Source organism: Nostoc sp., from assembly GCF_036916975.1.
In the GTDB taxonomy this organism is placed as follows: Bacteria; Cyanobacteriota; Cyanobacteriia; order Cyanobacteriales; family Nostocaceae; genus Nostoc.
In genome coordinates, this window is sequence record NZ_JBALFF010000006.1 from 50019 (window position 1) to 62744 (window position 12726).

The following is a 12726-nucleotide window of genomic DNA, read 5'->3' on the forward strand; positions in this document are numbered from 1 at the left end:
TGATTAGCCTCCTGCTTTGGCGATCGCACCAATCACATAGTTCCAAAATGGATTGGCAAATAGGAGAATTAGCGCGATCACAAAGCAATAAATAGCGATGGATTCGATAAATGCTAATCCCACAAATAAGGTGCGGGTAATTGTATTTGCTTCGTCAGGTTGTTGGGCGATAGAACTGAGTGCTTGGGAAACAGCTTTACCTTCGCCGAGGGCTGGGGCGATGGAGCCGATGGCCATAGTCAGACCCGCCGTTAAGATTGACGCAGGGCCAATAATTCCTAGTACAATTGAAAGCGATTCATTTTGAGCCATAGTCTTCATCCCTCGCAGAACCAATATAAACAACTGCTAAAATTGCGAAAATATATGCCTGAATTAAGCCTGTCAATAAACCTAAAGCCTGCATAATTGCTGGAAAGAAGAAAGGCGCGATCGAGATTAAAATCGCCGCAATCATCCCGTCACTCATCACATTCCCAAACAAACGCACTGCTAAAGCTAAAGTCCGTGAGAGTTCGCTAATTATATAAAAGGGAAATAAGATAGGATTTGGCTCTAGGTAATGGTGCAGGTATTTCCAGATTCCTTGCTCACTGATATTGAAAACGGGAACGGCAAAGAATACACATATCGCTAGGGCGGCAGTGGTGGAGAGTGAAGCGGTGGGTGGATGATAACCAGGAACAATCACTAATATATTCGAGGTGGCAATAAAAATAAACAGGGTGCCGACAAAGGGCAAATAGCGATCAGGGTTTTGTCCACTGGTTTGCTGAATTTGATCGCGTAAATTGGCAACTAAGACTTCCAGCAGATTTTGCCAGTGGGATAGCTGTGTGTCTGTAGAGAGTTTGCGCGTTACCAACCAAGCACCAACGCCCAGCAGTAGCATGATCATCCATGTAAAGACCAAAGTGGCATTAATCGATACAAATCCCCACTGCCAAAACACGATCTCATCTGGACTAAGACTAATGTGCATGGAGTCTCCTAGGCCATTTCTGCTGCAACTTTTCAATGGTGCGATTGCGTACCCAAATGAACGCACCTAAGCAAACGAGCAGATGCCAAAGTGCGTTTTCTTGGGCGATCGCTAGCACGAAAGCAAATCCGGTGATGGCGATCGCTAGCCGTCCAAAAAAACTGCCTAACGTTAATAAAATTGGGCTTTGGGCTGTAGGTAATTTCTGCACCGTCATCCACAAGCCACGAAAGTAGAGATTTCCCAGCAAAATTCCTAACACTAAAGTAATAGGTAAAAAGAAGAGGCTGTTCATCTTAAATCTCCTAAGAGGCTTTTTCAGACTCTAATATTGGAATGTATTTGATAATGACTATTGGTTACTGAAAGAAACATTTTTTAAACACAAAATAAACATTAACCAATGACTACCGCCTCAATCATCCAGATAATAAGCCCCCAAAAGTGTGAAAGTAACTGCATCACTGGGCTAACCATTTCTTTGGGTAAGTCGTTGTAGCCATCTTGCGATCGCCATTAATTAGTCTGACACACTTCTGTTAGAAATCATGTTTAACCAAGCGTTTGATTAGCGTATAAGTTGTATTGTTTGTACTAAAAACTTTCAAATCGTTACGAGCAAGTAAAATGTTCGTCATGTTTGCTTATAAGCTATATTTACTAATAAAATCAGCTTGATTCTAAATTCTCACTTAAGGGACAGTAGTCAGAGCAATCAAGTGCTTGTTCTGTGAGGACATGTGCAGTATAAATAATGGTTGTTTGTAAAGAAGCGACAGTTCTGACAGGGAAGTTGATGGAAGCAGTTGAGCGCTATAATTTTTGCTCTTGTAACTTTCCAAACATCTAGCAATTTGAAAATGAAAATTCCCAAAAATATCATCGAGCATCAGGGAATGAAAAACAATGCTTCATCAGGTGTAATGGCTTTTTCCAGTCTTAGCAAATCTGGTTTTTTCACAGCCGGTTTGACAATAATCAGCTTGGCTTTACTTAAAGGAACGAGATTTAAATTCCTTTTCTCCAAAATATAAAATTTGATAAGTTTATCAGTAGACATATTATTTACATTCATAGAAACGAGAGTTTTGTGAACAATACAGAATTGGTGAGTTATTCAAGATAAGACGAGAACAGCATTGAAAGTGCAAAACTCCCGATAAACGTCAAGGTAGATAAGTTTGTATCTTGAGTTTGATGCGCTTCGGGAATAATTTCTTCAACGATCGCCACCATCAAAGTACCTGTTGTAAATGCAAGCACAATTAACTTGGGCAGATCAGTTTGTCCGCGCAACCCCCAATAGCCCAGCGTCGCCCCCAGCCAGACAGGAATCAGAAATGCCGCAAGTAACCAAAATCGCTGTGTTCGCGGCATATTTTGACTCTTAAACTCTGCATTGGTGACAAATCCTTCGGGAATGTGAGCCACAACTCTCCCCGATGCTAGCACCACCCCTAAATGAGGCGCGATCGTCAAACTGGTGCCAATCATTAATCCATCGCCAAATAAGTCGATGGCAATGCTCAAAAAGATTACCCAACTAACGGTATTGTGATCAACGCCCCGCAGTCGATTCTTGCTTAAGTTGAGAAACTGATTAATCCACACAAAAAAAGCTCCACCCAAAAACAACGCTAAAATCGTTGCCCAAACAGGTTTAGCGATCGCAACTCTCGGTATCAGTTCCGTGGATGCGATCGCTAGCAGTACGCCAGCAGCAGCGTGCAGTGCAAGTCCTAATGTTTGTTTTGATGACGGTAAGGCTTCAGCAATCATTGCTCCCATAAAGTTGCTGACAACGGGCAAAGCTGATAGTGTTAGAGCAAATAGAAATTCCTGCATGGTCACGCTCCGCTAGTCGTAACAAACTTTTTGATGTTTGATCGGTCTACCGATAGATTGCATCATCGATTGTGGCTCGGAAGAATTCGCCCTCTGACTCAAACCGCTCAGTGCCGAAGTACCATCCAACTCGCAGACGGGTCGGAATGGTGTAGCCACAAAATGTACCTTCTTCATCTACAATTGCACCGAAGTCCACATCATGAAACTCAGCACCTTCTGGATTGCCCCAGCGCGGCAGCTTGAAAGTCTTGAGCCGACCCGTTTGATCAATGGTAAAATCAAGTTCTGCTCTCTCGCCTTGCACTACAAAACTGGAATGTAAATGTGATGAATCTGTTATTGTCCATGACACATCATCACCACAAAATACAGATGGCAAACACACTGACTCAGACTGAAGACGACCAACATTAGATCGCGTAATATCAGCCCCTGAACCTATCATCACCGGAAAAATTCCTAAAAGCTTCCATTGCATAGCACCTACGCCGTCTATGAGGCGATCCGATCCCCAAATTGGTAAGCCGTTCATCCATGCCGTAGCACTCCAAATCAGTCCACTCTTCCAGCAAATGACCTGCTCTGCTTTGAATGGAATCCAATTCTTCAATTTTATTTCGCCGTGCATCTGCAATCTAACCGCAGATGCGATCGCAGTTCCAGGAGCGATCGCGTGTTCGAGATATCGTCTTACTGCTTCTGGTAGATGAGCGAATTCGTCTGAATGAAATACACGATCCTTAGATGTCGCTGAATCCCATAGCGTATTGAGAGAAATCTGTTTAGTCATCATTGCCGCCAGTATTTTTAATTCAGAATTTGATAGATTGTAATGATAAGAATAATTGCGAAAATAGCTGTATAGATCGATTTAGTATATTTGGCTAGCCAATTGGGAAGATAAATAGAAAAATTGCCTTTTGTGGAATTTGAATATTTACGGGCGATTAGAGTTAATGGGCAGGAAAATTTAAAATTCAGTAGGGTTATACCTTCTATAAATACAAATCCATAACCAATCCAGAGCCAGAAATCGAGTTTATTTGCGTAGCTTGCCGCCGTAGGCATCGCGGCATAAAGCATATAGAAAATCACAAAGTTGAAGAATACCTATATCAACGTGTGAATAATTTTAATCAGCGTCAATTTGGTTTCACTTTTCATAAAAGCAACGCAAGAGCCAAAATGTCTTTACTTTATTTCGACTACCTACTTATCGGTATTTTTGACTTAATTAGTATTGACTCATGATAAATTACCCATCATTTCCGTATAAACCAATCAACGGGGCGGCGTAGTGAAACTGGCGAAGGATAATTCTTCAAATAACCCGATCGCAAGATAAATTGAATATTTTCGCTAATCCCAATTGATTGATTTAGAGTTTGTCTCGTTGAGGCTTCTTCCAATATCTGAGTCATCGGATGAATGGCTATACTCTTTTCCCGCACTTTCAGGAAAAGTCTTTGCATTCGTTTGCCAGTTTCCAGCAGTGTTGCCACCGAATTGTCCTTACTGGTAATGAGAAGCCAACCAGCCGATTGCGACACTTCCTGTTTAATTTTATCAAGCCCTGTCTCTCGAAAATCCTTTTTCATTACATTATCTTTGAAGATATTTGATATCTTCTTTTTTCAGCACATTAGTTAAAAAATCGGAACGAACAGTGCGGCGATTTTTTATTTTTGCGATATCAAAAGCATTTTTTAACTCTTTTTTTTTCAATTTTACTTCCATCACTTGTTTGTCCTGATTGGTCTTAGCTAGCAAATTCCAATTGCAGCCGTAGCCAAAATAAGTAGCGGCATATTCCAGATTTTGAATAAAAGTACCGATTGATAAAATCGTTTCTCTCTGAGTTGGGTCAACGGCAGGTAGCCATTTACTTTTATCGTTGCCGATAATCCAGTGATAAGGTTCGAGATATTGAACAAACCACGGCTGCGTGTTGTGTCCACTCGGCGCGAGGGAGGCGAGAAACAGAATTTCTTTTTCATCCAGTTTGAGAGCTTCTTTGTTATCGTTTGCTGGTTTTATATCCGCCCTTAAAAGATTCTTTTTATCACTCAACAAATAAGATGTTGTCACAGTTGCAATTATTGTCCCTCCTGCAATACTGATAAAATTTTTCCTGTTCATAACGCTCGTAATTGAGGGTAAAGAGCAACTAATTTGAATTATGAAAAATTAAAAAATGCGGAGTATCCTTTTATATAAAGATTGGTGGATAAATCCCGCACTGTGGTTTTTAACCTATTTCAAAGTTCAGTCAAAATCAAGTCTTCTAGTTTGAATATGCTCGTGGTGTTGCGGCACTGACAGCATTGCTTCAATGTGAGGATTTGCCCATTCTGCGGCTATTTTCAGAAAATCAGGATCGTCATTGACACAATCAAGTCGTGTGTAAGTCACCGTTGGATATTGACGCTGCAAAAATTGAATCGCATCTTCGACATCGAGAATAGTTTCATAATTATCTGTCACCCAGCCGAGGGGTTTAAATAGAATAGTTTGGGCACCTGCTGTAATCAAGCTTTTGGCAGCTTGTTTCAGATCGGGCTGTGACCAATTGATGAAAGGTGTGTCATGATTCACCCAACCGATGGAGACTAGCGGATATTGATGCTGCAACTGTGCTTGGACGCGATCGTAAAGAGCTTGTCCATCAATTACCCCAGTTAACAATCCTTGCGCTTTTTCTGGGCCACCGTGAACCGTTAATACAATGCCAATCTGAGATTCAAAAAAGCGATCAACAAATAGCTGATTCAGAGTTTCCTTAATCCGTCGCGCCATCAAATCAATGTAGGCAGGTTCAGTCGCAAAGGCTGGAATATATCGAATTGCTTTGAATGGCGAATGTTCAGGCTGATTTACAGATGCAGTTGCAGCAATAACTTCATTGACTTGCTCGACAGCTATTTTGCCCGTGAATGCAGAATCGACCACAAGCATTGGATAAATTAGCAAATTCTGAAAGCCTTGCTCAATAATATCTGTTACAACTTGTTGTACAAAGGGCTTACAGAAATAAAATCCTTTGAACACTTGCACCCGATTTCCCCATTGGTGTTGTAACTGTTCCTCAATACCAAGACGTTGTTTTTCAAAAATCTCATTTTCGGGCGACATGAAATGATCATGCTTTACCCCAAAATTGTACAAATCTTGAAGTGCGAGAAACCAACCAGCAAGAGGGTATAGCCATTCTGGAATCGGCACAAATTGAGATGCAATGTACTTAGTTGCAGCTTGGTTATAAACACTCAGAGCGCGGTAAGATTGCACTTCACCATACCCTGCAAGCAAAACTGCAACGCGTTCGCGCAGCGTCGGCTCTGCCGAATCGCTATTTTGGGTTCCGACGGGTTGCGTCCCTTGAGATTGATGACTAATAATCATTGCTTTAAGCCTAAGTAGATTGTTTTTTAGAAGTACGTCGTAGATGAAGCCACATAGAAATTCCCGTAAAAAGTAATATCAGCAAGCCGAGAGCATTCAGGAAGGGATAAATTACTTCTAGATTAAGTGCCCCAAAGTGTCCCTTGTGCAAATTTAATAACCAGTCAAATGCATCTCCTTTGCCTGCCAAATCAACGATCTGATAAACCGAGCCTGTAATGGCTGTCAGCAATAGAGGCAACAACATAATGGGAGCAAGTATGCGATGAAAACGGCGAATATCTTGAAAATATTTGCTGTTCTTTTTGGAGGTTGTCATAAAATAATTCCTTATTTGTTGCTTCAAAGCTTTAGACAGCTATCGACAGAATAATTTTGTCTAAGTAGAGCGGCCTGAATAATTCAAGGTTTGTAGTGAACGCGAACAGCGTCTCGTAGAGAAGACTTTAGTCCTCTGCTTTTCTACTGTAAAGCGGGGCGCTGTCCTGAATGCAGAGTTAGCATCCAAACTCCATCGAACAAAAGATTGATTCCAATGAAAGTGCCAATCAGCCAAGCTGCGTTAAATGGAAAGTTAGACCAAATGAAAATACCGAAAATAATGCCGATGATTCCGCTCACCAGCATTAATCCCCAGTTAGATGAAATCCGGCGCATTTGAAATGCGATCGCTACTTGAATCATGCCTTGCACAAAAATAGTAATACCCAACACTAAGGTCAGGGCAAGCACCCCATCAAATGGATTTGCCACTACTAAAATTCCAGAAAGGAGATACAAAAGACCTAAAATTAGCTTCCCGACAACTTTACCTGCACCTCTTGATTGAAAGGCATAAACAATTTGAGTAATTCCAGCAAAGATGAATATCCAGCCAAACATTAAGGTTGAAGCAACGCTGGCAAAGAAAGGAAATGCAATCGCTATTATGCCCAACACAATCATGAGAATAGCGATCGCGGTTGTCCATCCAGAACTAACAACTTGCCTATCAATTTCAGGCTCAATAACTCTCATCTTGATCTCCTTTTAAATTTATATAAAAAATTTGATGGATCAATTTTGTACAAATTGTGCTACTAATTTACGATTTGTGATATCAATCGAGCCTTGGCTTAACCCAACTAGTTGAGCGACTCGAAAGGCAGAAGCGATCGCTCCTTCATGCAAGCCATCACCAAGGTAGGCTCCCGCATGGTAAGTGTTGTTCTCGCCATTACTGGCAACTACTTCATCTCGATATTGAAAAGATTCAGTGGTATATAACGGAGTGTGATGTTTTTGAATGTGAATGAGGCGATCGCTAGCAATCAACTCCTCTAGTTGGAACGAGAGAAAATAATTTGGTGGTGATGAGATGTCACAAATCTGATTCAGGCAACTGTTATAACCCCATCGGCTTTCTGTCTGAAAAAAATCAAATTCTGAGGGTTGTTTAACGCCATAGCGGTTGTATATGGAACTATCTGTATGCAGTAAGGTGGTCGCATAATTGGCTTTCCAGGCAGAAAACCGTTTGATTTCAGCATCGGTTGGATCTGCTAACAGCGCCATCACTTGGTCGGGTGGCGTAGCAAACACGACTTTATCAAACTCCTGAATTTCACCCGTCCTTCGCACAATTTTCACAGCATCCGAGCTTCTGAAAATCCGGTCAATCTCTACATTCAGCAAAACCTCACCCTGGAATCGCGCCAGAATTTTTTCAATGTAAGAATACACACCGCCTTTAACCCTGAGCCAGTGGACTGCGACATCCTTGCGTAAGACAGGCATTGCCAATTCTGCCGGAAAATCATCAATCAGTGCCAACGGCATTGAATAGCTATACATAATTAGCAATTTTAGCCAAGTATTACGAATACAGGGCTGTTTCAAGTATTGCGACAAAGGCTGATTGTAGAAATCTTGCAGGTGAGCAAATCGTATTCTTAGCCATAATCCAGCAGAACGGGCATAGAGGGTATCGAGGCGTAGATATTCGAGCAGGCGGCGAATACCTGTGAAGTTCTTCTGGATTGTGACTCCCGATAAAAAGTGGCTGCCATTTTTTAAAAACATCGCTGAACCCATATTCACAGGTTCTAGTTCCACCCCTAACTCTTCCATGAGGGCGATGAAGTGGTGAAACACAGTCGGAAATTCCAGTACTCCATTTTCCAAAATTTCCTGACAATCGGATTGGTTCGGCTGAACGTTCTTGTTCAGTGTCCGAATATGTCCACCTAAAGTAGGTTGCCGTTCAAACACAGTGACATGATGCCCCTGTTTATCGAGCAGATAGGCTGTCACCATGCCACTGGCTCCTCCCCCAACGATAGCAATTCTCATGATTTACCTCTCTCTCAATTAATAAAATAGATAAAGTGCGGCAGCTACGCCCGTCGTAGACATCGCCTGTTTAGCTGTTGCCTAAAATCACGTCACCTGATAACCGTTGATACAGCAGTGCGCCTGTCCAAAAAGTTGCAGCAAAACCCGGATAGCCAGATGAGGCATTGCAGAAATAGAAATGGTTGAGTGAGGTTTCGTGATTCAGTCGTCCCATACCCATATTGCGCGGTGTCAGACTGGAGCCGTAGGAATTACCATTGGGACACCAGCAAAAACGCTCATTGGTAGTAGGGCTACCTGTGATATGGAAGACCATGTATTTTCTAAAGTTCGGTACATAATGTTTTTCCACAACATCAAGGATGGAATCTAAGATTTCTTGTTTTTTCTGGTTGTAAGCTTTGCCATCGCTCTCCCGTAATTCCTGGAAGTAGTTGTAATTGGCAACGGTAAGGAATTCCACAATCTGGCAGTCTTCTGGGCAATCCCGGCTCGCTTTAGTCAATAAAGTAGGCGTTGTGATGGCAAAACTAGGATTAGAAAAGTCATTGCGATCGTACATCTGTGCAAAGGCTTCATTTAGATCGTGATGCCCTGTATGAAAGAGATTCCACTTGCCAAATCCATATTCTCGGAGGTCGATATTTTTGACGACACAATAAGCCATGTAGTTAGATGCCGAATATTCATAGTTGAGTTTTCGACGCACACTTTTAGAGAATTGTGATTCCCCGATCATCTTGGCGGCTTTTTTGGGGTCAATATTGCAAATTACGGTGTCGCTTGTAAATTCATGGGTTTGATGGGTGGTGAGATCCATCGCCTGAACTCCCGTAACCGTTCTGTCTGTGACTCTAAAATTCGTAACTTCATGGTTGAGCAACACCTGTCCCCCATGTGATTCGATGACATTGACCAACGAATTAATCACGTGTTCAAAATGCTGGGTTGGGTAAAATGCGCCCGCTTGATAGCCTCGGAATAATATAACCCAAGCATAGAAGGAGAGTTGATTTGGAGGCAGCAAAAAATCAGGCCATTGCAGGGCTAATAGAGTTTGAGCGGCTTGGGGTAGCTGAAACTTGTCAAATACATCCTGAAGTGTGCTGTTGAGATACTGGATAGTAGAGAATACCTCATTTGGATGTTTTAACAGTTCAATTGGCTTGATCGGTGGAGATAGTCTTTTCAAGCCTGCACTAGTCTTTTCCACTTCGTTGACAAATTGGCGAATCAGATCGCCATGAGCCGGAAACAGATTAGACAATCGCTGGATCAGTTCCTCTGGCTCCGAGGGAATATCCAACCTATGCTCTGGCATTCGCATGTGATCAAAGCCGTCCGAGTCATAACGTTCAAAAGTTACTTCTTGCTCTAACCCTAGTTTTTTGAGTACCCGATTGACGGTTTGCCCTTCACCGCAGTCCCAGACATAGTGAAATTGAGCGTTAAACGTATATTTTTTAGCCATCGTAAACGTATGCCCAAAGCCTCCGGGATGCTCATGGGCTTCGAGAATTTGCACAGTCTTGCCAGAGTTTGCCATCAAAGCGCCAAAGACTAATGCTGATAAACCACTACCGACAATCAGGTAATCCGGTTTCATGAGAGAGTTCCTCGAACAATAAAAATCTGAGTTCTGTCCCGTTGAAACGCCCGTTAGTGAAGGCAAAACTTACCTAAACGCTTTGACTAAAGCCTTAAACTCGACTTGCAGTGACTTGTCATGAGGCGAGATAGGTGGGATCTGGCGATCGATACCGAGGAATTTGTAGACCGCCATCTGAGCAGCTCGCACCGAATACTCAACGGTGAAGACGACATCATCAGGAATTTCCACAAATTGGCTGATGAAAGCGAGGTTCTTCGAGCTATGAGGGATCGGCAATGGTCGATCGCTGCGTAAACGAGGCATAAACATACTGGTGATGTACGGCATTCTGCAAGGAATGCAGTTTGCCGATTCCACAGTGTCCAAATCGAATCGTAAATGACCGCAGAGTTCTCGCAGAATTTCTTCACCGTTGCACTCGCTCATGGGCTTAGGCACGAAGTTACCCACGCGATCGCCAAAAAGGGCATATCCCCAGAAGACTTGTACATCAGCAGGCTGGTTTATAAAGTGGGGTTGATAGGCGAGTACAATGGACATCAGCCAATTTGAGTCTTTGAACGTGATTAGTCCCCCAGTCCCCGCTTGATTGCCGCTAAATTTGGCGATTTTATCGAAGAATGCGGGGTTTTTCAGCGTCACCGTAAAAGACTCCCATAGAGATTCGGCAATGCTGCTATTGAAAACAGCCGGATTACCAAAATCTGGGCTTTCCGCCGCCAGCTTTTCCCACAGAGTCCAACTGGTGCAGTCCTGTTTATTCAGCTTCTTGGGCGCAGTTGTCATCGACCCTAGACTTGAGGCATCGGTCATCGATCCGTTCTGTAAAAAAACCAGGTCGCTATCTTTAACCGCGATGGTTTTGCTTTCACCACTCTGCTGATAATGAATACCTGTCACTACTAGCTTACCCTCTGCGGTGGTGCGCTCCAGATCCGTCACCTTGCAATCGACGAGGAAATGGACATTTTGGGCAGCAAGCCAACTCTGTAAGGGAAGAATCAATGAATCGTACTGATTGTAGATAGTGCGCTTAACCCCTGCGAGGGTTTCAATCCGAGAGAATTCCAGCATGAAGCGATGCAAGTAACGCTTAAATTCAACAGCACTGTGCCACGGCTGGAAAGCAAACGTAGTAACCCACATATACCAAAATTCAGTCTCGAAGAATTCTGGGGAAAGCCAATCTGTGATACAACTAGCACCCAACTCAGTTTCATCAGCTTGGGTAAGCTTCAGCAATTCCCAACGATTTTGCATAGAAAAGCCCATCGAACTTACAGGGACTTTCGCCCGTCGCCTGTCAACCAGACGCGCCATAGAATTTGACTTGTGCTGCTCATTGAACTCCATCGTTTCGTCAAATACCGTTTTACCGGGCGAACTCAGGGAGGGAATCGACTTGAAAAGATCCCAAGTGCATTCGTAATTGTCCGTCGTTAACATCCTTCCCCCCCGCATCGAATAGCCATCTGTAGGGTTTCCGGCTCCATCCATACTCCCGCCCAGGAGGGGTTTTGCTTCTAGGATAAAAATATTTCCGCCAGGGAGTCCGCCGTCTCGAATCATGAAGGCGGCGGCGGCCAAAGAGCCAATACCACCACCTAACAAATAGGCATTAGATTCTTTACCCATATCAACTAAGTCTTTGCAAAGCTTGGTTTAATCGTGTCTTATACCATTTCACACAAACCCTGATACATATAGATTTCTCGTAGGGAACATTGCTGTGCCCCTACCAACGTATTTGTATCATTATTAAAGTCAAAGGGTATTACGTCTTTTTTTAGCCTAAATCTAAAGTTCTTGACGTGTGGGACGGATGATGATTTCATTCACATCAACATCACCGGGTTGCTCAATGGCATAAGCGATCGCCCGCGCAATAGCATCTGCATCAATAGCGATCGCATAAAGTTGATTAATTCCTGCTGCTGTGTCTTTATCGGTAATGGTAGTAGTCAACTCAGTAGCAACCGCTCCTGGTGAGATATTAGTCGAACGGATTTCACCGTTTGACTCTAGTCGCAGCCCTTCAGAGATCGCTCGCACTGCGTATTTAGTAGCACAGTAGACTGCTGATCCCGGAAACACTTTATGTCCGGCCACGGACGATAGGTTAATGATGTGACCAGACTTTTGCTGACGCATAATCGGCAACACAGCAGCAATCCCATAGAGAACGCCCTTAATGTTGACATCGATCATCCGATCCCACTCCTCCACCTTTACTTGGTCGAGGGGAGAGAGGGGCATCAAGCCAGCATTATTAATTAATACGTCGATCCGGCTGTATGTACTCAAAGTTTCCTTCGCCAAGGCTTCCACTTGTGAGCGATCTGTTACATCTGTCACTTGGTAGGTTGCAGTCCCTCCTAATTTAGCGATCGCTGCAACCAAATCTTTGAGCCGATCTTCGCGGCGGGCGGCCAGCATCAGTTTGGCTCCACTAGCAGCAAGTCGCTTCGCGGTCGCCTCACCTAAACCACTGCTGGCTCCGGTGATGATGACCACTTTGTTTTGAATAAGAGACATATTGATTCTTGCG

15 protein-coding genes are annotated in these 12726 nt (G+C 43.2%); all 15 read right to left on the minus strand.

Annotated elements, in window-relative coordinates; genetic code table 11:
- Window positions 1-3: 3 nt before the first annotated feature.
- Window positions 4-312: a F0F1 ATP synthase subunit C gene (locus V7K73_RS00825; RefSeq protein WP_334876248.1), complete on the minus strand. Its 309-nt coding sequence runs from the start codon at window positions 310-312 to the stop codon at window positions 4-6.
- A complete protein-coding gene (locus tag V7K73_RS00830; RefSeq protein ID WP_334876250.1) occupies window positions 299-982 on the minus strand; it encodes a F0F1 ATP synthase subunit A in 684 nt (227 codons plus the stop codon). Before V7K73_RS00830 ends, V7K73_RS00825 begins: the two co-directional genes overlap by 14 nt.
- The gene (locus V7K73_RS00835; RefSeq protein WP_334876252.1) at window positions 972-1277 is read right to left on the minus strand and encodes an ATP synthase subunit I; all 306 of its coding nucleotides are present in this window, start codon (window positions 1275-1277) and stop codon (window positions 972-974) included. Before V7K73_RS00835 ends, V7K73_RS00830 begins: the two co-directional genes overlap by 11 nt.
- Window positions 1278-1871: 594 nt before the next feature.
- On the minus strand, window positions 1872-2042 hold the full coding sequence (locus V7K73_RS00840) for a hypothetical protein (protein WP_334876254.1): 171 nt from the start codon (window positions 2040-2042) through the stop codon (window positions 1872-1874).
- A gap of 53 nt (window positions 2043-2095) precedes the next feature.
- A complete protein-coding gene (locus tag V7K73_RS00845) occupies window positions 2096-2827 on the minus strand; it encodes a ZIP family metal transporter (protein WP_334876256.1) in 732 nt (243 codons plus the stop codon).
- 46 nt (window positions 2828-2873) lie between these two features.
- Complete coding sequence (locus V7K73_RS00850) at window positions 2874-3623, minus strand: DUF6920 family protein (RefSeq protein ID WP_334876257.1); 750 nt, start codon at window positions 3621-3623, stop codon at window positions 2874-2876.
- Between the two features lie 469 nt (window positions 3624-4092).
- Window positions 4093-4428 (minus strand): hypothetical protein, encoded by a 336-nt coding sequence (locus V7K73_RS00855; protein ID WP_334876259.1) that lies wholly within the window; start codon window positions 4426-4428, stop codon window positions 4093-4095.
- Window positions 4429-4432: 4 nt separating this feature from the next.
- Complete coding sequence (locus tag V7K73_RS00860; RefSeq protein WP_334876261.1) at window positions 4433-4969, minus strand: hypothetical protein; 537 nt, start codon at window positions 4967-4969, stop codon at window positions 4433-4435.
- Window positions 4970-5095: 126 nt separating this feature from the next.
- Window positions 5096-6232 (minus strand): ferrochelatase, encoded by a 1137-nt coding sequence (locus tag V7K73_RS00865; RefSeq protein ID WP_334876263.1) that lies wholly within the window; start codon window positions 6230-6232, stop codon window positions 5096-5098.
- A gap of 10 nt (window positions 6233-6242) precedes the next feature.
- On the minus strand, window positions 6243-6551 hold the full coding sequence (locus V7K73_RS00870; protein ID WP_334876265.1) for a hypothetical protein: 309 nt from the start codon (window positions 6549-6551) through the stop codon (window positions 6243-6245).
- A gap of 143 nt (window positions 6552-6694) precedes the next feature.
- Window positions 6695-7249, minus strand: coding sequence for an HdeD family acid-resistance protein (locus V7K73_RS00875; protein WP_334876267.1), 555 nt, complete (start codon window positions 7247-7249; stop codon window positions 6695-6697).
- Window positions 7250-7288: 39 nt separating this feature from the next.
- On the minus strand, window positions 7289-8563 hold the full coding sequence (locus tag V7K73_RS00880; RefSeq protein ID WP_334876269.1) for an FAD-dependent oxidoreductase: 1275 nt from the start codon (window positions 8561-8563) through the stop codon (window positions 7289-7291).
- 70 nt (window positions 8564-8633) lie between these two features.
- Window positions 8634-10172, minus strand: a complete 1539-nt coding sequence (locus V7K73_RS00885) for a phytoene desaturase family protein (RefSeq protein ID WP_334876271.1) — start codon at window positions 10170-10172, stop codon at window positions 8634-8636.
- A 69-nt stretch (window positions 10173-10241) separates the two neighbouring features.
- Entirely contained in the window at window positions 10242-11813 is a 1572-nt protein-coding gene (locus V7K73_RS00890; RefSeq protein WP_334876273.1) for an oleate hydratase, read from the minus strand.
- A gap of 162 nt (window positions 11814-11975) precedes the next feature.
- Window positions 11976-12713 (minus strand): SDR family oxidoreductase, encoded by a 738-nt coding sequence (locus V7K73_RS00895; RefSeq protein ID WP_334876275.1) that lies wholly within the window; start codon window positions 12711-12713, stop codon window positions 11976-11978.
- Between the last annotated feature and the right edge of the window lie 13 nt (window positions 12714-12726).